This window comes from Mycobacterium sp. (genome assembly GCF_046095365.1).
In the GTDB taxonomy this organism is placed as follows: Bacteria; Actinomycetota; Actinomycetes; order Mycobacteriales; family Mycobacteriaceae; genus Mycobacterium.
The window spans coordinates 1-20615 of sequence record NZ_JBJTJF010000113.1; the positions used below are offsets into that span (position 1 = coordinate 1).

The 20615-nt window shown below is 68.2% G+C and carries 17 protein-coding genes and 1 pseudogene; 6 read left to right on the forward strand and 12 right to left on the reverse strand.

Translation table 11 applies throughout. The features are described 5' to 3' along the window. Together ACKOQ4_RS09290 and ACKOQ4_RS09295 are read left to right on the forward strand one after the other, a co-directional pair. A partial coding sequence (locus ACKOQ4_RS09290; RefSeq protein WP_526291081.1) for a hypothetical protein occupies positions 1-323 on the forward strand: 323 nt, incomplete at its 5' end. A gap of 68 nt (positions 324-391) precedes the next feature. Further along, positions 392-646 carry a hypothetical protein gene (locus ACKOQ4_RS09295; RefSeq protein ID WP_526291083.1) on the forward strand — a complete coding sequence of 85 codons (255 nt, stop codon included), beginning with the start codon at positions 392-394 and terminating at the stop codon, positions 644-646. Positions 647-718: 72 nt separating this feature from the next. Here ACKOQ4_RS09295 and ACKOQ4_RS09300 read toward each other — a convergent pair whose 3' ends face one another. From ACKOQ4_RS09300 to aspS, 5 genes are all read right to left on the reverse strand, one after another. Beyond that, positions 719-3631 carry an MMPL/RND family transporter gene (locus ACKOQ4_RS09300; RefSeq protein ID WP_526291085.1) on the reverse strand — a complete coding sequence of 971 codons (2913 nt, stop codon included), beginning with the start codon at positions 3629-3631 and terminating at the stop codon, positions 719-721. Continuing rightward, a complete protein-coding gene (locus ACKOQ4_RS09305) occupies positions 3628-4056 on the reverse strand; it encodes an MmpS family transport accessory protein (protein WP_526291111.1) in 429 nt (142 codons plus the stop codon). The genes ACKOQ4_RS09300 and ACKOQ4_RS09305 overlap by 4 nt, the downstream gene beginning before the upstream one ends. Positions 4057-4337: 281 nt before the next feature. Further along, a complete protein-coding gene (locus ACKOQ4_RS09310) occupies positions 4338-5705 on the reverse strand; it encodes a hypothetical protein (protein ID WP_526291087.1) in 1368 nt (455 codons plus the stop codon). 18 nt (positions 5706-5723) lie between these two features. Further along, the gene (locus ACKOQ4_RS09315; RefSeq protein ID WP_526291089.1) at positions 5724-7037 is read right to left on the reverse strand and encodes a hypothetical protein; all 1314 of its coding nucleotides are present in this window, start codon (positions 7035-7037) and stop codon (positions 5724-5726) included. Between the two features lie 29 nt (positions 7038-7066). Continuing rightward, the gene (gene aspS, locus ACKOQ4_RS09320) at positions 7067-8863 is read right to left on the reverse strand and encodes an aspartate--tRNA ligase (protein WP_526291113.1); all 1797 of its coding nucleotides are present in this window, start codon (positions 8861-8863) and stop codon (positions 7067-7069) included. A gap of 168 nt (positions 8864-9031) precedes the next feature. On the opposite strand from aspS, the gene ypfJ reads away from it, so the two are divergent. Beyond that, complete coding sequence (gene ypfJ, locus ACKOQ4_RS09325; protein WP_526291091.1) at positions 9032-9904, forward strand: KPN_02809 family neutral zinc metallopeptidase; 873 nt, start codon at positions 9032-9034, stop codon at positions 9902-9904. A gap of 9 nt (positions 9905-9913) precedes the next feature. Here the strand turns inward: ypfJ and ACKOQ4_RS09330 are convergent, their stop codons facing one another. The 4 genes from ACKOQ4_RS09330 to ACKOQ4_RS09345 form a co-directional block, all read right to left on the reverse strand. Continuing rightward, positions 9914-10396, reverse strand: a complete 483-nt coding sequence (locus ACKOQ4_RS09330; RefSeq protein ID WP_526291093.1) for an Rv2576c family protein — start codon at positions 10394-10396, stop codon at positions 9914-9916. A gap of 43 nt (positions 10397-10439) precedes the next feature. After that, complete coding sequence (locus tag ACKOQ4_RS09335) at positions 10440-10895, reverse strand: hypothetical protein (protein ID WP_526291095.1); 456 nt, start codon at positions 10893-10895, stop codon at positions 10440-10442. A gap of 87 nt (positions 10896-10982) precedes the next feature. Further along, on the reverse strand, positions 10983-12242 hold the full coding sequence (gene hisS / locus ACKOQ4_RS09340; protein ID WP_526291097.1) for a histidine--tRNA ligase: 1260 nt from the start codon (positions 12240-12242) through the stop codon (positions 10983-10985). After that, complete coding sequence (locus ACKOQ4_RS09345; RefSeq protein WP_526291099.1) at positions 12239-12904, reverse strand: MBL fold metallo-hydrolase; 666 nt, start codon at positions 12902-12904, stop codon at positions 12239-12241. The genes hisS and ACKOQ4_RS09345 overlap by 4 nt, the downstream gene beginning before the upstream one ends. Before the next feature lie 114 nt (positions 12905-13018). Between ACKOQ4_RS09345 and ACKOQ4_RS09350 the strand changes: the two genes are divergently transcribed. Beyond that, on the forward strand, positions 13019-13903 hold the full coding sequence (locus ACKOQ4_RS09350) for a peptidylprolyl isomerase (protein WP_526291101.1): 885 nt from the start codon (positions 13019-13021) through the stop codon (positions 13901-13903). Between the two features lie 41 nt (positions 13904-13944). Here the strand turns inward: ACKOQ4_RS09350 and ACKOQ4_RS09355 are convergent, their stop codons facing one another. Beyond that, positions 13945-14853 carry a universal stress protein gene (locus tag ACKOQ4_RS09355; RefSeq protein WP_526291103.1) on the reverse strand — a complete coding sequence of 303 codons (909 nt, stop codon included), beginning with the start codon at positions 14851-14853 and terminating at the stop codon, positions 13945-13947. 120 nt (positions 14854-14973) lie between these two features. Here ACKOQ4_RS09355 and ACKOQ4_RS09360 point away from each other — a divergent pair, with 120 nt between their 5' ends. Next, on the forward strand, positions 14974-16545 hold the full coding sequence (locus ACKOQ4_RS09360) for an amino acid permease (protein WP_526291105.1): 1572 nt from the start codon (positions 14974-14976) through the stop codon (positions 16543-16545). Positions 16546-16558: 13 nt separating this feature from the next. Here ACKOQ4_RS09360 and ACKOQ4_RS09365 read toward each other — a convergent pair. Continuing rightward, positions 16559-18514: pseudogene (locus ACKOQ4_RS09365) on the reverse strand (primary-amine oxidase); the annotation flags it as partial. A gap of 111 nt (positions 18515-18625) precedes the next feature. Here ACKOQ4_RS09365 and ACKOQ4_RS09370 point away from each other — a divergent pair. After that, positions 18626-20095, forward strand: coding sequence for a biotin carboxylase (locus tag ACKOQ4_RS09370; protein WP_526291107.1), 1470 nt, complete (start codon positions 18626-18628; stop codon positions 20093-20095). 6 nt (positions 20096-20101) lie between these two features. Here the strand turns inward: ACKOQ4_RS09370 and ACKOQ4_RS09375 are convergent, their stop codons facing one another. After that, positions 20102-20461, reverse strand: a complete 360-nt coding sequence (locus ACKOQ4_RS09375) for a hypothetical protein (RefSeq protein WP_526291109.1) — start codon at positions 20459-20461, stop codon at positions 20102-20104. Between the last annotated feature and the right edge of the window lie 154 nt (positions 20462-20615).

A 20615-nucleotide genomic window follows, 5' to 3' on the forward strand; every position in this document is an offset into this window, starting at 1 on the left:
CTCCGCCGCCGCCTCCGCGCCCGGCCCCCAAGCCGCCGGCCCCGCCGGCTCCCAAGCCCGTGGTCAAGACGCCGCCCCCGCCGCCGCCGGCCCCCAAGCCGGTCGCCCGGCCGGTGGAGCACATCCGCGAGGAGATTCGGGAGGTCAAGGCAGAGATCCGCGAGGCCATCCACCACGAGGAGGTCTCGCCGGTGATCAGGTACGAGAGCACCGGTCCGGTGGAGACCAACATGCAGGTCACCTACGAGAACAACGCCGTCGGTGATGATCAGGAGAGCCGGGCCGACAAGAGCGACCTGACGCCCGACCACCTGCAGGAGTGATCCTGGGCTCGAAACCGGTCCACCAACCCGGCTGTCCGTACCGGACGGCCTCCTAGAAGGAGAACAGCATGGAATGGGTACTCGGCGCTCTGGGCGGACTGCTCGGCGGTAACGCCGCCGGCGCGGGTAAGAACAGCCTCGGAGTCGGCGGCAACAGTGTCACCGGCGCCCTGGGCGGGCTGCTCGGCGGCGGGCTGGCGGGCAACCTGCTCGGTGGCGGCGGCGACATCTCGCACATCATCGGTCAGCTCGGCGGCGGCGGTGTCGTCGGTGCCATCCTGACCGCGGTCGTGGGCGCCGTTATGAAGGGCCGCAAGTCCTGACAACGCAGTGCTAGCCGAAACACCCGGCACGGATGCGACAGCACCGTGCCGGGTGTTTCGTTTCCGGGCCGGTCAGTGAACGGCTACCGGAGTTGTCTCGTCGTGGTCACGCTCGGCGGGTACCGGCCAGGGTTGCGGCACCGGACGTTGCCGCACCACCTGCGGCCACCAGAACCACCGGCCCAGCAGAGCCGCGAGGGACGGGGTCATGAAAGACCGGATGACCAGCGTGTCGAACAGCAGACCCAGCCCGATGGTCGTGCCGACCTGGGCCAGGATCTTCAACTCGCTGAACATCATCGCCGCCATCGTCACGGCGAACACCAGTCCGGCGGCGGTGACCACCGACCCGGTTCCCCCCATGGCCCGGATGATCCCGGTCCTCAGGCCGGCCGGGATCTCCTCTCTGAACCGGGACACCAGCAGCAGGTTGTAGTCCGAACCCACCGCCAGCAGGATGATCACCGACATCGCCAGCACCATCCAGTGCAGCGGTTGGCCGAGCAGGTGCTGCCAGATCAGCACCGACAGCCCGAATGACGTGCCCAGCGACAGCGCCACCGTTCCCACGATGACGGCCGCCGCCACCACGCTGCGGGTCAGGATCAGCATGATGACGAAAATCAGGCTCAGGGCCGCGACTCCGGCGATCATCAGGTCGTAGTTCGCGCCGGTCTGCATGTCCTTGTAACTCGTAGCGGTGCCGGCCAGGTAGATCCTGGACCCTTCCAGCGGTGTGCCCTTGATGGCTTCGAAGGCGGCGTTCTTGATGGTGTCGACGTGGGTCAGGCCCTCCGGAGACATCGGGTCGCCCTCGTGGGAGATGATGAACCGCACCGCCTTTCCGTCCGGTGACAGGAACATCTTCATGCCGCGCTTGAAGTCCGGGTTCTCGAATACCTCCGGCGGCAGGTAGAACGAGTCGTCGTTGTTGGACTTGTCGAACGCCTTGCCCATCGCGTTCTGGTTCTCCTGCATGGACTGGATCTGATCCCACATCCCGGCCTGAGTGCTCTGCATGGTCAGCTGCATGGTGCGCATGGACTGCATGGTGGCGATCATCGGCGGCATCAGCGTGCGCAGTTGTGCGGTCAGCGCGTCAAGCCGGTCCAGGCTGGGCAGCAGCGCCTGCACGTCGTCTGACACGGCGTCCATTCCGTCGAGGGTGTCGAAGACCGACCGGATCGCGAAGCACACCGGGATGTCGAAACAGTGCGGCTCCCAGTAGAAGTAGTTGCGCATCGGGCGCAGAAAGTCGTCGAAGTCGGCGATGTTGTCGCGCAGATCCTTGACGTCCTCGTAGGTCATGTGCATCTTGCCGACCATGTCGTGGGTGACCGCGTTGAGCTCACCCATCAGTTCGTACATCTGCTGCATGCTGTCGATACTGGCTGCCATGTCGTCGCCCATCCGCAGCATGTCATCCATCCGGTCCTGCAGATAGGACATGTTCAGACTCTGGATGGTGCCCTGCATGCCGAGCATGAACGGGATCGAGCTGTGCTCGATGGGCGTGCCCAGCGGTCGGGTGATGGTCTGCACCCGGCTGATCCCCGGCTGATGGAACATCGACTTGGCTATCCGGTCGATCACCAGGAAGTCCGCCGAGTTGCGCATGTCGTGATCGCTCACCAGCATCAGCAACTCAGGGCTGAGCCGGGCGGCCGGGAAGTGACGTTCGGCTGCCGCGAACCCCTCAGTCGCCGGAACGTCCTGAGGCAGATAGTGCCGGTCGTTGTAGTCGGTCCGGTAGCCCGGCAGCGCCAGCAGACCGACCAGGCACAACGCCGTGGTGCCGACGAGTATCGGAGCGGGCCAGCGCACCACCGCGGTCCCGATGCGGCGCCAGAACCGGATGCGCATGGCGCGCTTGGGTTCCAGTCCGCGCAGCGCACCGGCCACGGTGACCACCGCGGGTCCCAGCGTCAGCGCAGCCGCGACCACCACCAGCATTCCGATGAACAGCGGAACGCCCATGGACTTGAAAGTGGGCAGCCGGGTGAAGTGCAGGCAGAGCAGCGCTCCGGCGATCGTCAGGCCGGAGCCGAGGATGACGTGCGCGGTGCCGTGGAACATCTCGTAGTAGGCCGACTCTTTGTCCTTACCGCGGCTGCGCGCCTCCTGGTACCGGCCGAACAGGAAGATCACGTAGTCGGTCGCCGCCGCGATCCCCACCATGGTCAGCAGGTTCACCGCGAAGGTGGACAGTCCGATCAGCTGATGGTGGCCGGCGAACGCCACCACCCCGCGCGCCACGGCCACTTCCAGGAAGACCATCAGCAGCGCCAGCACGACCGTCACGACCGAGCGGTAGACGAACAGCAGCATCACCGTGATGACGCCGAAGGTCAGTCCGGTGATCATCTTCAGGCTGCGGTCCCCGGCGATGTGCGCGTCGGCGATCAGCGCGGAGGGGCCGGTGACGTAGACCTTGACCCCGGGCGGGGGCGGGACGCTCTCGACGATCTTCTTGGCCGCGTCCACCGATTCGTTGGCCAGTCCCTCACCCATGTTGCCGGCCAGGTAGACCTGGACGTAGGTGGCCTTGCCGTCGGCGCTCTGCGAGCCCGCCGCGGTGAGTGGGTCGCTCCAGAAGTCCTGGACGTGCTCGACGTGCCTGGTGTCGGCGTTGAGCCTGCGCACGACCTCGTCGTAGTACTGGTGCGCGCCGTCGCCGAGTGGTTCGTCGCCCTCCAGCACGATCATCACCGAGGTGTTCGAGTCGAACTCCCCGAACGTCTTGCCGATGGTGTTCATCGCGATGGTCGACGGCGCGTCCGCCGCCGCCATCGGCACGGACCGCTCCTGGCCGACCACCTCGACCGGGGGCACCGTGATGTTGGTGTAGACCGTCAGGGCCAGCCAGCCCAGGATGATCGGCACCGCCAGCCGGCGGATCCACAGTGCGATGCGCGGCCGCGCGGGACCCTGCGTGTCCGGGCGGCGCTGTCTCGGCTGGGGGGTTGTCCGGACTCGGGTGATCATCCGGACTTGACGATGCAGAAGGTCTGGGCGGCGACCCCGCTTGACCACCGCTCGGCCTTCACCACGCCGTCGACGGTGATCCGGCACCCGATGCTGTCGCTGTAGCCCTGAGCGACGAGGTTGGCCGCGGCCGCGGGGGCGGTGGTGCTCAGCTCAAGGGTCCACGGCAGCGCGACGTCCCGTGCGATCTGCGGCTCGGCGTCGAGGTTGAGGTAGTTCACCGTCGCCGTAGCCCCCGGCGGGCCGAACACCTCGTAGACCACGACCTTGGGGTTGAACGGCTCGGCGTCCTCGGCCAGGCCGCTGCCCGGCCGGGTCAGTTCGGTCTTGCCGAACACGCCGTGCAGCCGGTCCACGGCGAACGCCGCCACCGCGACCACGGCGGCGATCAGCAGCACCATCCAGGACTTGCGCAGCAGTCTCATCAGCCAGTAACCGAGGGTGCGGCGGGGCCGGCGACGCTGCTTGGCGGCAGCCCGGACCTGGGCCTTGGCCCGCCGCTTCTCGCGCCTGCCCTCGGCCGGGCGCGGGGTTTCGGCCACCGTCTGCGGCGGCGCGTCCGGTTCGGCGGTGCTGTCCACCGTCACCGCATCCACCCCGAGGCCGAGCCGACCGCAACGTAGCCCACCGCTACATAGTAGAACTAAACATGTAGAACCAAACATTCCCGCGGCGCTAAAGCACCGGCGCACGCGTCACCGGGTGGTCAGGAGATGATGCTGGCCGTCAGCCCGAAGTCGTCGAGCGCCCGCTGCGCCACCGCGGTCAACTCCCCGACGGTGGTGGACCCCTCGGCGTCGGAGTGACAGATGCTGATGTGAATCCTGCCGCCGAGCCGGCCCGAGGCGACGGGGAAGAACAGGCCGCCCGCACGCCGCAGCATCTCCGGTTCGGCCATCTCAGGCGTGCGGGCGTGGCGGACGTAGAACACCTCCGCATCGGTGCCGTCGGGCCTGTTCACCGCGGGGTCGAGGTCCCCGAAATGCGAACAGGTGATGCTTGCGCTGCGCTGCACCACGGTCTGGACGCGGTTCGCGGCGAACTTCGGCACGAACGGGACGAGCGCGAGCGGCGCCATGATCCGGCCGCGGGCCCGCTCCAGTCCCGACAGCGCCGACTTGACCGCCGCGCGGATACCCCCGAGATCGGAGGCGACGGCGGGATCCAGGGTCAGCGTGACGCTGGCCAATGCGTTCGCCCGGTTGTCGCCGGGCGTGCGCTCATTGACCGGCATCGCGAGGTTGGCCAGTCCGTCGGTGTCGAGCCAGCCCAGCAGGTAGCACAGCCGCGAGGTGAACCCGAGCAGCAGTGAATTGCTGGTGCCGCCCAGACTCGCGGCGCACTCGTCCCACTGCGGGATGTCGATGAGCATCGTCAGCGAGGGAAGTCTGCGGGCGCGGCCGGCGTTCGCGGCCGGCAGGGCCGCCGGGCGGTCCGCCCGGCGGGCCCGTTTCTCCAGTCCGGCCCGAACCCGCATGGGTACTTCCTTGGCTGCCAGCGGCGAGAGCACCAGGGCCCTGGCCGCTTTGGGCAGGTCGCGGATCAGTTGGCGGACGTCCTCGGCCAGCGCCCGGCCCCGCGTCCGCGAATGCGGCGGCGGCAGCCCCAGGTCCCGGGTCACTCCGTTGACGGCATCGGCCACCGAATTGCTCATCCCCACCCCGTCGGCGACGGCGTGGGCGACCAGAAGAGAGACCGCCGCGCCGCCGCCGGCCAGCGGCTGGATCGCCAGTCGCCAGGGCGGACCGTTCTCCACCGAAAGCGGACGCGCCGCCTCCTCGTCCGTCCAGCTTGTGAGTTCGTCCTGCGGCCTTGGCCTTTCGGCGACATCAAGATCAGCCGGTGGCGTCCAGGCAACCCAGCGGGACCTGCCGAACGGCAGCGGCGAGTGCTCGATACACCGGCCGAGCAGTCCCCGGCCGAGGTTGTGCTGGAAACGCCGCAGCGCATCCAGATCGGGGTCGTGCCGGTAGATCCAGACGAACTGGATCATCGGACCGTGGCCCTGGGCCCGGAAGTCGAGAAAGAAGCTCTCGTCCATGAAATCCAGGACGTTGTCCGCCGGCGTGGTCATCGAAGCGTTCATCGACGGCTAGATGAACGTCGCGGAGAGCCCGAAGTCGGCGACCGCGCGGCCGATCAGATCGCCGAGTTGCTCGCGCGTATTGCTCGTGCCGACCTGCCAGGCGGTGACCATCAGCAACACCTTGCCGTTCAGCCTGCAGGATCCGACCAGCAGCCAGTTGCCGATCCGGTCAAGACCGGCCGGTCCGATCGGCCATTCGACACCGCGGGCGAACAGGAATTCCGCCGGGGTTCCGTCAAGCTGGGTAAGCGCCTCGGGCAGGTCCCCCATGTTCGTGCAGCCCACCACCGGGCCGTCTCCGAGAGCCAGCCACTCCAGCCTCCTGACCACCCGCTTGGGCGTGAGCAGCACAAGCGGTAACGCCGCCAGCGCGGCATTCGACTCGGCGGCAACCTCTTTCAGCCCGGCCTTCATGTCGGCGCGCAGCTTCGCCAGATTCGTCAGAACCTCGTCGGGATCGGCGCTGACCGTCATCCCGGTCAGCGCGTTGGCGCGGGTGTCACCGTCTCCGCGGTCACTGACCGGGAAGTTCAGTGTGACCGAACCGTCCGGACGGCCCTGGCCCATGAGCGACCCGAGCCGGACCGCGAAACCGGCGACCAGCGAACCGCTGTTGCCGCCGATCTCCTTGGCCCGGGCATCCCACTCCTCGGTGGGCACGAACGCGAACACCGAGGGTCTGATCGCCGTGGTGGTATCCCGGGTTCGGGCCGGACTCGCCGGTCTGGGCGATGCCGGCCTGCCCTCCCGCAGCACCGGCAGTGCGGCCTTGACCCCGTGGCGGATGTCGGGGACCGCGCCCCGGAACTCCCTGACGTCCTCGCGCAACGCCCGTCGCCTCATCCGCGACCCGGACGGTGGATACCCGAGGTCGGCCTTCACGCCGGCCAGTGCCCCGAAGATCGAGAACAGGATGCCGCCGACGTCGGCCACCGAGTGCGAGACGACCAGCGTCACCGCTGCGCCCCCGTCGGTGAACGGGACGACCGCCATGCGCCAGGCCGGCCCGCGCTCCGGGTCGACTCCCATCGTGCCGATCTCGTCCATCCAGTCCGTGAGCTCGGCGCGGGGCCGCGCCGGGCTGACCAACAGCTCAGACTGATCCGGCGCTGACACCCAGCGGTGCCGGCCGAACGGCAGCGGCGAGCGTTCGATGCGGCGGCCCAGCAGGGTGTGCCCGAGATTGCGATGAATCTCCCGCAGTCGCTCGACATTGACGTCGTGGCCGTAGAGCCAGACCAGCTGCTGAACCGGTTCGTGGCCGAGAGCCCGCATGGCCAGGAACGAACCCTGGTCGATATAGGCCAGCTGGTTGTCCACCGGGCCGATCCTACTCAATCCGACCCTGCTCAGACCCGCTCATGTGCAGGGCCGTCCGCACCCGGCCGGGCATCCATACCCGACTCCTTGCGCTGGGCGGCGGTGATCGGCGCCGGCGCGTCGGTGAGCGGATCCACCCCGCCTCCGGACTTGGGGAAGGCGATGACGTCGCGGATCGAGTCGGCGCCGAACAACAGGGCGGTGATGCGGTCCCACCCGAAAGCGATCCCGCCGTGCGGCGGCGCCCCGAACGTGAAGGCCTCCAGCAGGAATCCGAACTTCTCGTCGGCCTCGGCCGCGTCGATGCCCATCACCGCGAACACCTTCTCCTGCACCGCGCGGCGATGGATGCGGATCGATCCGCCGCCGATCTCATGACCGTTGCAGACGATGTCGTAGGCGTCGGCCAGCACGGCACCGGGGTCGGTGTCGATGACACCGGCGAACTCCGGCTTGGGCGCGGTGAAGGCGTGGTGCACCGCCGTCCAGGCGCCGGAACCTACGGCCACGTCGCCGGATGCGGTCGCATCCCCGGCCGGTTCGAAAAGCGGCGGGTCGACGATCCAGACGAACGCCCACGCGGCCTCGTCGATCATGTCCAGGCGCCGGGCGATCTCGCCGCGGGCCGCCCCCAGCAGTGCACGCGAAGCCTTGGCCGCACCGGCCGAAAAGAACACGCAGTCACCGGGTTTCGCACCCACGTATGCGGCCAGCCCGGCGCGCTCGGCGTCGGAGAGGTTCTTGGCCACCGGGCCCGACAGCGTGCCGTCCTCGCCGATGAGCACGTAGGCCAGGCCTTTGTGGCCACGCTGTTTGGCCCACTCCTGCCAGCCGTCCAGGGTCCGGCGCGGCTGGGAGGCGCCGCCTGGCATCACCACCGCGCCCACATAGGGCGCCTGGAACACCCGGAACGGGGTGTTCTTGAAGAAGTCGGCGCATTCCACGAGTTCGATCCCGAACCGCAGATCCGGCTTGTCCGACCCGAACCGGCGCATCGCCTCGGCGTAGCTCATCCGCGGGACGGGCCGGGGCACCTGGTAGCCGACCAGTGCCCACAGCGCGGCCAGGATCTCCTCGGCGACGGCGATGACGTCGTCGGCGTCGACGAAGCTCATCTCGATGTCGAGTTGGGTGAACTCCGGCTGTCGGTCGGCACGGAAGTCCTCATCGCGGTAGCAGCGGGCGATCTGGAAGTACCGCTCCATGCCGCCCACCATCAGCAGCTGCTTGAACAGCTGGGGGCTCTGCGGCAGCGCGTAGAAGCTGCCGGGCTGCAGCCGGGCCGGCACCAGGAAGTCCCGCGCTCCCTCCGGCGTCGAGCGGGTCAGCGTCGGGGTCTCGATCTCCACGAAGTCATGGCCGGCCAGCACCGACCGGGCGGCGGCGTTGACCGCCGAACGCAGCCGAAGCGCGTCTCCGGTGCCGCCGTCCCGCCGCATGTCCAGGTAGCGGTGTCTGAGCCGGGCCTCCTCTCCGGCCGGTTCGTCGAGTTGGAACGGCAGTGCGGCGCACTCGCCGAGAACGGTCAGCGACGTGGCGTTGACCTCGATGTCACCGGTGGGGATCTCCGGGTTGGCGTTGCCGTCCGGGCGGATCTCCACAACTCCCTCGACGGCGACGCAGAACTCGGCGCGTAACCGGTGCGCGGCAGCCAGCACGTCGGCCTCCCGGAACACCACCTGCGCCACACCGGAGGTCTCCCGGAGGTCGATGAAGATCACCCCGCCGTGGTCTCGCCGCCGCGCCACCCAGCCCGCCAGGGTGACCCTGCGTCCGGCGTCGGAAGCCCGCAACGAGCCGGCGGCATGACTGCGCAGCACCACGATCTCCCAGGAATCGGCGAATCAGACGAGGGCTCAGTCTAGGAGGTGCCCCCGGACTCGCCGCCGACGCCTCCCGGCGGCCGCGCCGACCACACCACCCGGCGGTGACGCTGTGGCAAACTGGTTCCGGCAGGCGCCCGGCCAGTCGGGCCGGAGTACCGAGGAGCGCTCATGACCTTCAACGAAGGCATGCGGATCGACACCAGCACCACCCGCAGCAGCGGCGGGTCGGGCCGCGGGATCGCGATCGGCGGCGGTTTCGGCGGCCTGGCGGTCATGCTGATCGCACTGTTCCTCGGGGTTGACCCCGGTCCGATCCTCCAGCAGCCGGCCGGGCCCGGGCAGTCCGCCCCCGGTTTCGACCTGGCCCAGTGCAAGACCGGCGCCGACGCCAACAAGTTCGCCGAGTGCCGGGTGGTGGCCACCGGCAACTCCCTGGACGGCATCTGGTCCCAGCTGCTCAAGGGCTACCAGCGGCCCGGGACCCGGTTGTTCAAGGGCAACGTGCAGACCGGCTGCGGCGCGGCCAGCAGTGACATGGGCCCGTTCTACTGCCCGGCCGACCAGACCGCCTACTTCGACGTCGACTTCTTCAACGTTCTCAAGAACGAGTTCGGCTCGAGTGGCGGCCCGCTGGCCCAGGAGTACGTCGTGGCCCACGAGTACGGGCACCACGTGCAGAACCTGACCGGAGATCTGAGCCGCTCCCAGAAGGGCGCCAAGGGCGCGACCGGCGGAGGCGTGCGCTCGGAACTGCAGGCCGACTGCTACGCCGGGGTGTGGGCGCACTTCGCGGCCATCACCAAACAGCCCGGGACCGACGTCACCTACCTCGAGCCGCTGAGCGACAAGGACATCGCCGACGCACTGTCCGCGGCCGCCGCCGTCGGCGACGACCGGATCCAGGAGCAGGCCACCGGACGGGTGAACCCGGAGAGCTGGACCCACGGCTCGTCGGCCCAGCGCCAGAAATGGTTCACCGTGGGGTATCAGACCGGCGACCCGAACAAGTGCGACACCTTCAGCGCTCGCGACCTCGGCTAGCGCCTGCGATCACCAGGGCCGAAGCGCGCACTGCACGCCACTGCCACCCTGCTGGGACGCCACGACCTGGCCGTCGACGGCGATCTCGCAGCGGAACTCGGGGTTGACCCGCAGACCGCCGCTCGCACTGACGAATGCCCACTTCGTCGGGTCGTTCAGGCTGGCCTGGAAGGTCCACGGGGCGCCCGGCCCGACCATCGTGCGCGCCATCGGCATGTACTGCGCGGTGTTGGCCGACGCCTGGTCGGGGGGGTCGGCGGTGACGTAGTAGATGTTGGCGGTCAGATCGCTGGTGGTGGTGACGGTGTAGGTGACCTGGTGCGACCCCGCCGCTCCGGTCGCCTCGGGCGCTCCGGTCGCCTCGGCGCCGGCCGGCGCGGTGCTGGTGGGGCCCGCGGGATCGGCGGGATCGGCAGGGTCGGCCCAGCAGGTCGGGGCTCCTGCCACCCCGACGGCCACCATCCCGGCGGCGATCACCGTCAGATATCGCATAACCCGATTATCGGAGCGCGCGGACGGCGCGTTACGGGGCCGGTCAGCCCGCGTCACGCAGGGCGCCAGGGGCCTGCTGGGCGGGCGCCACCACCGCCGTCATCAGACCGAACAGTTCGACAGCGCCGGACACCGCGGCCTCGACGAAGTCGGCGAACTCCGCGGGGCCGCCGGGACGCTGCTCCGCCCTGGCCAGCACGCCCACCAGGTGCGGGTCGGACGAATCGAGTATCACCGATCGCACCACCCGGGCCTCGGCGTTCCACCGGTCGGCCACCCCGGCGAGGACTTCACGCCGGCCGGCCGGGTAGTACCGATCCGGGGAGACGCTGACCTGCACCGAGTCCCGGTCCGCGCCGGACGCCTCGAGATGGACGTTGAGCCGCCCGCGGTACGCCTCGGCGACGAAGTCGACGAGGAAGAAGTACTCGTCGTCGTGGTGGCCCCGGAAATACCGCACACCGCGGGCGCGCAGATAGTCCTCGATCAGCCGATTCATATCCCGACAACGGACAGTGCCCCGCGCCGGGTTCCCCGCGCCGGATTAAGAAATCAGTGAGGCCGGACGCGCCGGGGACAGGACGCGTCAGGTCAGCCGCGAAAGAACCTCGGCGACAACGGAGTCAACGGCGATCTCGTCCTGATGGCCGGTGGACAGGTCCTTCACCCCGACGGTGCCGGCGTCGATGTCGCGATCACCGGCCACCAGGGCGATCCGGGCACCGGAGCGGTCGGCGGCGCGCATCGCGCTTTTGACGCCGCGGTCGCCGTAGGCGAGATCGGCCCGCACTCCGGCGGCGCGCAGTGCCGCCGCCAGCCGGGCCAGCTCCAGCTTGGCCTGCCCGCCCAGCGGAACCCCGAACACGTCGCAGCGGGCGTGCCCGCCGGCCGGCCGGCCCTCCGCGCGCAGCGCCAGCATGGTGCGGTCCACGCCCAGCCCGAAGCCGATGCCGGAGAGGTCCTGGCCCCCCAGCCGATCCATCAGCCCGTCGTAGCGGCCGCCGCCGCCGATGCCGGACTGCGCACCCAGACCGTCGTGGACGAATTCGAAGGTGGTCTTCGTGTAGTAGTCCAGGCCGCGCACCAGACGCGGGTTGACGACGTAGGGGACTCCGAGTGCGTCGAGATGCGCGAGCACCGTCTCGAAGTGCGCCTTGGCGGCATCGGAGAGGTGATCCAGCATCACCGGCGCGCCCGCGGTCAGTTCACGAACGAGCGGCCGCTTGTCGTCGAGCACACGAAGCGGGTTCAACTCGGCGCGGGCGCGAGTCGCCTCGTCGAGATCGAGCCCGAATAAGTAGTCCTGCAACAGCTTCCGGTATTGCGGACGGCATGTCTGGTCACCGAGCGAACTGATCTCCAACCGGAAGGCGTCAAGACCCAGGGAACGGAATCCCTCGTCGGCGATGGCGATCACCTCGGCGTCCAGCGCGGGATCGTCGATCCCGATCGCCTCCACTCCGACCTGCTGCAACTGGCGGTAGCGGCCGGCCTGGGGGCGCTCGTAGCGGAAGAAAGGGCCCGCGTAGCAGAGTTTGACCGGCAGCGCCCCGCGGTCCAGGCCGTGTTCGATGACCGCGCGCATCACCCCGGCGGTGCCCTCCGGTCGCAACGTCACCGACCGGTCGCCGCGGTCGGCGAAGGTGTACATCTCCTTGGAGACGACGTCGGTGGACTCCCCGACCCCGCGAGCGAACAACTCGGTGTCCTCGAAGATCGGCAGTTCGACGTCGCCGTAGCCGGCCCGCCGGGCCGCGGCGAGCAGTCCGTCGCGCACCGCGACGAACTCGCCCGACTCCGGCGGGAGGTAGTCGGGCACCCCCTTGGGGGCCTGAAATCCCGTCACAGCGTCAGGCCCTCGAGGAACGGATTGGTGACCCGCTCCAGCCCGATCGTGGAACTCGGTCCGTGCCCGGGAAGAACCTTGGTCTCATCGTCGAGGACCAGCAGTTTGTTGAGGATCGAGCCGAGCAGGTCCCGGCCGCTGCCGCCGGGCAGGTCGGTGCGGCCGATGGACTGCTTGAACAGGGTGTCGCCGGTGAACGCCACCGCTCCGCCGTCGCGCGGCACCCGGAAGGTCACCGACCCGCGGGTGTGACCCGGTGTGTGGTCCACGGTGACCGTGATGCCGCCCAGGTCCAGGGTGTCGCCGTCGCGGTCGAGTTCGACCACCTGCCTGGGCTCGCGGAACAGCGCCCCGAACGCAAGTTGCGCGATCTTCGGGCCGAAGCCGCGGATCGGGTCGGTGAGCATGTAGCGGTCCTCGGGGTGGATGAACACCGGACAGCCGAAGGTGTCGGCCACCTTCTGCGCCGACCAGAGGTGGTCGATGTGGCCGTGGGTGAGCAGCACGGCGGCGGGAGTCAGCCGGTTCTCGTCGAGGATCCGGCGCAACGGACCGAACGCCCGCTGGCCCGGGTCGACGATGATGGCGTCGGCACCCTGGCGCTGCGCCAGCACATAGCAGTTGCAGGCCAGCATCCCGGCCGGGAAACCCGTGAGCAACACGCTGACCAGTCTCCCACCCGGCGGTTCGGGCGGGCCCTCAGCCCCGCTCACATGTTGGGCTGGCACACTCGTCTGCGCGATTTCACGACGAGCCGAGACGGAGGGACCACAGCGGTGTCCAGCAACGCAGAGCGACGCGAGACGGCCAAGCGCAAGCTCGAAGAGCAGCTCGAGCAGCGCGCCCAGCAGGAGAGGCGCCGGCGGATCCTGACCGTGGTCGCCGCCATGCTGACCCTGGCCGTGGGCGCCGCTGCGATCGCGGCGTTCGTGCTCAAAGGAGACAAGGCGGACACCGCAACCGCTCCGACCAGCACGGCTCCGGCGCCGCCTGGTGCACCCACCCAGCTGGTGCGCGGGGGCGGCCCCGACCAGTTGCCCGCCTTCAAGGCTCCGGACGGCCTGGGCGCGAACTGCCAGTACCCGGCGGCCGGGCCGAAGGCCAAGGACGTGCCGCCGCCCAACACCGGCAAGGTGCCCACCGACCCGGCCACCGTCAGCGTCAGCATGTCGACCGACCAGGGCAACATCGGCCTGATCCTCAACAACTCCGAGGCCCCGTGCACGGTGAACAGCTTCGCCAGCCTGGCCCAGAAGGGCTACTTCGACGACACCGTCTGCCACCGGCTGACCACCGCGCCCGAACTGGGCGTGCTGCAGTGCGGCGATCCCACCGGCTCCGGCTCCGGCGGACCGGGCTATTCGTTCCCCAACGAGTACCCGAGCAACCAATATTCGAAGGACGACCCGGCGCTGGCCAAGCCGGTTCTCTACCCGCGCGGCGCGCTGGCGATGGCCAACGCGGGGCCGGACACCAACGGCAGCCAGTTCTTCCTGGTGTACAAGGATTCGAAGCTGCCGCCGAACTACACCGTGTTCGGCACCATCGACGCCACCGGGCTGGCGACCCTGGACAAGATCGCCGCGGCCGGCGTGGCCGGCGGCGGCCAGGACGGCAAGCCCGCCACCGAGGTGAGAGTCAAGTCGATCCTGCTCGATTAGACCTGGGCTGGATCTGGTCCGGCCCCGTAAGCCGTTGCCGCTCAGGCCATCCCGGCCGCGGTCTCGGCCGGGATACCCGGGTGCAGCACAGCGACCGGGCTGCTGGCGTGCGCCAGCACCTTCTGGCTCACCGACCCCATGATGAGCCCGGCGAACCCGCCGGACCCCCGGCTGCCGACCACGAGCAGTTCGGCGCCGTCGGCCTCGGAGAGCAGCACCTCGGCCGGACGGCCCGTTCCCGCCACGAACTTCACCGGGACGTCTGGAAAACTCGACGCCGTCACGATCACCGGCGAGTGGAACGCACTGGTGTCCGAGCCGGGTGTGGCGTTCTCCGGGTCGATCTGCTCGGTCTCCGGCTCTCCCCTGCCGGCCTCCACGCTCACCGCGACCACGCCGCAACCGAGGGCCTCGGCGTGACGGAAAGCGAAGGCCGCCGCCCGGTTCGACGCCGGCGAGCCGTCGTAACCCAGGACGACCTGCCCGGGATTGCCCGGGCAGCCCTCGGCGTCCTCGAACGGAACCCCGCCCTCCAGGCCCGAGTGCACCACCACGACCGGGCACTGGGCATAGGGCGCGACGTGCATCGTGGTCGAACCCAGCAGCAGACCCCGGAAGCCTTCGATCCCGCGGGACCCGATGACCAGCAGGTCGGCGTTCTCGCCCGCGGCGAGCAGCGACTGCACCGGGGCGTCGGGCATCTGCAGCGCCCGGATCTCCAGGCCCGGAGCCGCGGTGCGGGCCAGCGCCACCGCCGCCCCGAGCACCCCGGTGGGCTCGGGGACCAGCGTCGGTTCGGCGGCGGCATCGGGGCGGGCATAGAGGACCGTCAGCGGCAGGCCGTAGGCCGCCGCGGTGTGGGCCGCCCAACGCACCGCGGCGATCCCGTGCTCTGACCCGTCCGCACCGACGACGACACCGCTCTCGACCAAATCGACCGCTTCGGTCATTCCGGGGTGCCTTCCCTCAGCTCCAGCTCCGACATCCAAGGCAAACACGCAACGCACCATCGTGTCAGCGGTACGGTACTTCTGATTCGAGCAGATCGTGATGTGATCCCGGCGGGGGGTATGAACGAGACACACGAGGTCCACCACGCCCCCGAAGCCGACCTGCAGGAGAAGGGTCTTTCCCGGAACTCGCTCGGTGTCTTCGGCAGTGTCGTGCTCGGTATCTCCTGTGTCGCACCGGCCTACACCCTGTCGGCGACGATAGGCATTCTGGTCACCCAGGCCGGCTACAAGACCGCGCTGGTGATCATCGCGGGCTGTCTGCCCATGTTCTTCGCCGCCTACGCCTACCGCGAACTGAACAAGGTCATGCCGGACTGCGGAACGTCGTTCACCTGGACCAGCAAGGCGTTCGGGCCCTACGTCGGCTGGATCGGCGGGTGGGCCGCGATCCTGGCGACGGCCATCGTGCTGTCCAATCTCGCCGGGGTTGCGGTGGAGTTCTTCTACCAGCTGCTCGGCGAGGTCTCCGGAAGCGCCAGCCTGGGCACGCTCTGGGAGAACAACACGGTTAACGTGCTGACCTGCCTCGCCTTCCTCGCGCTGGCCACCTGGGTGGCCTACCGCGGCGTCACCACCACCGAGAAGGTCCAGTTCGTCCTGGTCGGCTTCCAATTGAGCATGCTGCTGGTCTTCGCGGTGTTCGCCGTCATCAAGTCCACCTCAGACGGCAGCTTCAACTGGGGAACGGCGATGGTCGAGACGCCCGATCTGCCGGAGCGGCTTCGGCATGTCGCCGACCTGTGGTTCAGCCCTGCCGGGCTCACATTGTCCGCATTCATCGCGGGTCTGTCCGGGTCGATTTTCGCGTTCTGGGGATGGGACACCTGCCTCACGGTCAACGAGGAGTCCAAGGGCTCGGACAAGACGCCCGGGCGCGCGGCGCTGCTGACCGTGCTGTCGATCCTGGTGACGTATCTGATCGTGTCGATGGCCGCCGTGATGTTCGGCGGTACCGGGACCGAGGGCTACGGATTGGGCAACGAGAAGATCGCGCACAACGTTTTCGGCGCACTGGCCAAGCCGGTGCTGGGAAGTCCCTGGCACATGCTGCTCTACCTGGCGGTGTTGGCCTCCAGCATCGCCGGCCTGATCACCACGTTCCTGCCCGCGTCGCGAACCATGCTCGGTATGGCGACATACAAGGCTCTCCCGGCCCGGTTCGGCGCGATCCATCCGCGCTACCTGACGCCCTCCTACGCGACCGTTGCCGCCGGCGTCTTCGCCGGGAGTTTCTACACGGTGATGACCATCCTCAGCCAGAACGCCCTGACCGACACGATCTACTCGCTGGGGATCATGATCTGCTTCTACTACGGGATGACGGCCTTTGCGTGCATCTGGTTCTTCCGCCGGGAACTGTTCGTCGACGCCAAGAGCTTCGTCTTCAAACTGCTCTTGCCGCTGTTCGGCGGCGTGGGGCTGTTCGGGGTGCTGATCGTGACTCTGCGAGACAGTGCCTCACCCGAATACGGAAGCGGCGCGAGTGTTTTCGGCGTCGGGCTGGTTCTCGTCCTCGGGCTCACCCTTATTCTTCTCGGGCTGGCACTGATGCTGGCCTGGCGCGCGGCGGCACCGGCCTTCTTCCGCGGTGAGACGCTGCACAAGGACACGCCGACCGTGGTGGATTGACGCCCGACTACCGTCAGTCGGCGTGGCAGGACCCGCCTCCACCCTTGGGCGTCGGCGGCGCGTCGATCGACGGGTTGCGGTCGAAGAAACCGGACGGCTTGAGCCAGAAGGACACGGTGTCGACCGACATGATCGGCCACTCCTCCATCCTCGTGATGTGGTGGATGCCGAACACGTACCAGAGAACGACGTCGGTGTTGACCAGTGGTGCGTCGTCCTTGATCCACTCGGTCATCCCGGCGTCGGTCTCGGACTGGACCGGGTAGGCGCCCGCCGGCCAGCGCTCGTCCGGACTGTTCTTCGTCACCCAGAGGGTGTGGCCGATGACCGGAGCCCGCAGGAACTGGGGCGCCAAGGGATCCATCATCGGCGGGAAGCACGCGCCGGGGACGAGTTTGTAGCCCACGTTGGTGCCGTGCTTGTTCGTCTTGCCCGGATTGATCACCTTCCAGCTCCGCTGGGTCGACCAGTCGAAGTCGCGGGCGGCCTCCGCCTCCGAGGTGATCGGCGTCGTCTCGTTCACCAGAGCCAGGCCGTAGGGATTGTCCGCGGACAACGGCGGCGCCACCGAGTCGATCTCCAGCACGGTGTTGTCCTCACCGTCGACGTCCAGGTCCAGCCGGGCGACCAGGAAATGCTGATGGAACGGGGCATAGGTGTTCTTGTCGACGACCGTCCCGTAGGGCGGCGGGGTCGTGCCTTCCGGGAAGGGTGTGGTCACCATGATTCCGGTGGCCCTGATTTCGCACTCGATGTTGCCGTCCTGGTACAGGCGCCAGTAGACGAGGTACTCATAGTTGGCCACGGTCGCGTGGCAGGAGATCACCATCCGGCGTTGGCGGCGCACCTCGGGCCCCGTCCGGTGATCGACGTGCTTCCAGAGAACGGCGTTGTCCTCCTCGTGCAGGCAGATCGCGTTCTTGATGGTGTAGGGCTCACCACGGGTGTTCGCCAGGGTGGCGTCGAGGTAGACGATCTCGCCCAGGCAGTCACACCCCAACTCGAGCGAGGTCGTCATCGCTCCCAGACCCCACTCCCCGATGTCGAACGCGGTCCTGCGGTAGTGGTCGAAAGACGGGTCGCGATAGGGAACCACCATCTCGGCCAGGGATATGCGGTAGGCGACATCACGCCGGGTGCCGTTGTCGTCGAAGGCCAGCTGGTAGATGACCGGGCCCTCCCGGTAGTTGAAGCCCAGTCGCAGGGTCCAGTTGAGCCACTTCAGCTCCGAGCCGTCCAGGGTGAACGACGGCCCCTCGGGCTGGGTGATGTGCAGCGGCTTGACATCGGTCCGCAGCGGAGTGCCGCGTAACGAGGGCACGTACTCGCAGTCCACCTCGGGCTGGCCGTAGGAGTGGTCGTTGTCGATCTCCAGCAGTTCACCGGTGTTCATATCGACGACCAGTTGAAGGCCCGAGACCGGATGGCCGTAGGGATTTCCCTCCGGTGTCGCCCGGGCCCACAGGTCGCACCAACCGAGCCTGCGGTCCGGGTACTTCTCTCGTCGTCGCAGGACCGCGCGGGCGAGCTCCACCGAAGCCGGCATCAGAGCCCTGGCGTAGGCCCAGGTGTCGATCAGGATGAGGTTCATGTCGGTATAGCCGCGCTCGGCGAGCGCGGCGATCACGTCGGGATGCTTGCGCATCGCCTCGTCCATCTCGTAGAACTCGTCGAGGGTGAAGTTGGGCTGCACACCGGGGATGTACTCGAAGGACACCACGCACTGGTCGATCAGGTCGACGATGGCTTCGTAGGTCTTGTTCTCGGCGCGGTCGAGCAGGACCGCGAACGAGGCTCGAGGTATGGGATCACCGGGCCGCCAAGCCTTGACCCTGCTCTTCTCCGGCTCCTGGAGTTCGATCGCGGCGAACCGCCACCCCTCGGTCACCCGGACTTCACGGCGGAGAATCTCAGCGGTCTGCCGGAACTCATCGGCCGACAGCGGGTCCAGTGGGTGCTGGGCCATCGAGGCCTCCTTCGTTGGTTCGGCTCACCCTGTTTCCAGGTCGCCGGCGTCTGCGGCGTGAGAGAATCCGTCTCGGCAAAGCCCCGATCAACCGGGAAGGATCTCGGAAATCAGATGATATCCAACGTATTCCGATCCCGGGGTCTGAACGGAATCCCGGAAATCCGGACGTTCTTCCGGACCAACGAGCAACCCATTTTCTTCGTCGGTCCGACGGCCTTCAACCTGCTCGGGATCGACCGGTGGGCCAGAGGATTCGAGTACATCGTATATCACGACTCCTGGGACTCGGCGCATCCCCGGGTCTTCACTCCCAAGAGCAAGCCCTACATCGAGTTCACGAGTTCAGAGGAAATCAACAACTACCTGCTTCGTGATGCCGAGGTGAAACGCCATATCGAATCCCGTTGCGCGGCAACGGGCTTACGGCCGATGATCGCGATGGTCTTCTTCGACGAGGAGACCGAGAGCATCTGCCGCGAACTCGATTACAACCTGATTCTGCCGCCGGACGCACTGCGCCGCCATCTCGACTCCAAGATCGTCACCACACAGCTCGGCGAGCAGGCCGGAGCTCCGTCGGTGCCCAACACCCTGGCGCGCGCCGACAGCTACCAGCAGCTCAGCGAACTGGCTGCCGCGGCCGGCCTGGGCTCGGACCTGGTGGTTCAGACACCCTACGGCGACTCGGGCAAGACGACCTTCTTCATCACCGGCCAAGCCGACTGGGACCGGGACAGCGCAAACATGGTCGGCCAGGACCTCAAGATCATGAAACGCATCAACAACCGGGCGGTGGCCGTGGAGGCGGTCAACACCGAACACGGCACGGTCGTCGGGCCGTTCATGACCGACCTGACCGGCTACCCCGAGCTGACCCCCTACCGGGGAGGGTGGTGCGGCAACGACCTTTTCCCCGGGGCGCTCTCCGAAGCGCACCGCAACGTCGCGATCCAGCACGTGCGGCGCCTCGGCGACCGGCTCCGCCAGGAGGGTTACAGGGGTTTCTTCGAAGTCGACGTCCTGGTGGACCTCGACTCCGACAACGTCTACCTGGGCGAGTTGAACCCCCGCATCTCCGGGGTGTCCTCGATCACCAACGTCACCGCGGGCGCCTACGCCGACATCCCGCTGTTCCTGTTCCACCTGCTGGAGTTCATGGACATCGACTACGAGGCCGACATCGACGAGATCAACGAGCGCTGGCGGGATCTGGCCGCCGTGGACGTGTGGGCGCAGTTGGTCATGAAGGAACCCGATGACTCCGTCGAGCGGATTCTGGCCGCGCCGGCGACCGGGCGCTACCGGTTGGACGAGGACGGCGCGCTGAACTTCGTCGGGGTCACCAACGACTGGCACGACGTGACCCACGAGGACGAGTGCTTCTTCCTGCGCATCTACGGACCCGGGGACTACCGGTTCAAGGGTGCCGACCTGGGCATCCTCGTCACCAAGGGCCGGATGCAGACCGATGACGGGCTCACCCGGCGCTGCCGGCGCTACATCGACGGCATCCGCGCGATGTACGTCAGTGAGGCGCTGCCCTCTCCCCCGGCGGTCTACCCGATCGGGTTCGTCAAGTAGCGGCGCTCACCGTTCGCCGCGATCGCGGCTTTTCGCCACCCCGATCGGCCCGGTCAAGGCGCCCGGGCCGTGGGCGCCACCGGGAATCCCGGCCAGGACACGGCCCGTCGCGGCGAACGCCCGGATGGTGTCGACGAGATGGGCCGGCGACTGCGCCGCCGGCCACGACGACAACTTGACCGACACCGTCCGGGTGGCCCGGTCGACGACGACCATCTGGCCGTGGATGCCCAGGCACACCTGCAGATCGCCGAGTGGTCCGGGTACGTACCAGAACTGGTTGCGGTACCAGCCTCCGCTCAGCGTCGCCTCGGAGGCCGACGAGGAGAACGCGCCCCGGATGTCGGGGTCGATGGTGCGCGACATCGCCAGGTTCGGACAGATGCTCCTCGACGACGGCTACGTGGCCGGACGGCCGGTGGTCCTGAACAAGTGGTTGATGCAGTCGCGAACCATCGACCCCGACATCCGGGGTGCGTTCTCCTCGTCGGCCTCCGAGGCGACGCTGAGTGGAGGCTGG

Coding starts and splice junctions, on each gene's coding strand:
- ACKOQ4_RS09295 (WP_526291083.1), top strand. CDS start 392: ATGGAATGGGTACTCGGCGCTCTGGGCGGACTGCTCGGCGGTAACGCC.
- ACKOQ4_RS09300 (WP_526291085.1), bottom strand. CDS start 3,631: ATGATCACCCGAGTCCGGACAACCCCCCAGCCGAGACAGCGCCGCCCG.
- ACKOQ4_RS09305 (WP_526291111.1), bottom strand. CDS start 4,056: ATGAGACTGCTGCGCAAGTCCTGGATGGTGCTGCTGATCGCCGCCGTG.
- ACKOQ4_RS09310 (WP_526291087.1), bottom strand. CDS start 5,705: ATGACCACGCCGGCGGACAACGTCCTGGATTTCATGGACGAGAGCTTC.
- ypfJ (WP_526291091.1), top strand. CDS start 9,032: ATGACCTTCAACGAAGGCATGCGGATCGACACCAGCACCACCCGCAGC.
- ACKOQ4_RS09330 (WP_526291093.1), bottom strand. CDS start 10,396: ATGCGATATCTGACGGTGATCGCCGCCGGGATGGTGGCCGTCGGGGTG.
- ACKOQ4_RS09335 (WP_526291095.1), bottom strand. CDS start 10,895: ATGAATCGGCTGATCGAGGACTATCTGCGCGCCCGCGGTGTGCGGTAT.
- ACKOQ4_RS09355 (WP_526291103.1), bottom strand. CDS start 14,853: ATGACCGAAGCGGTCGATTTGGTCGAGAGCGGTGTCGTCGTCGGTGCG.
- ACKOQ4_RS09360 (WP_526291105.1), top strand. CDS start 14,974: ATGAACGAGACACACGAGGTCCACCACGCCCCCGAAGCCGACCTGCAG.
- ACKOQ4_RS09370 (WP_526291107.1), top strand. CDS start 18,626: ATGATATCCAACGTATTCCGATCCCGGGGTCTGAACGGAATCCCGGAA.
- ACKOQ4_RS09375 (WP_526291109.1), bottom strand. CDS start 20,461: ATGTCGCGCACCATCGACCCCGACATCCGGGGCGCGTTCTCCTCGTCG.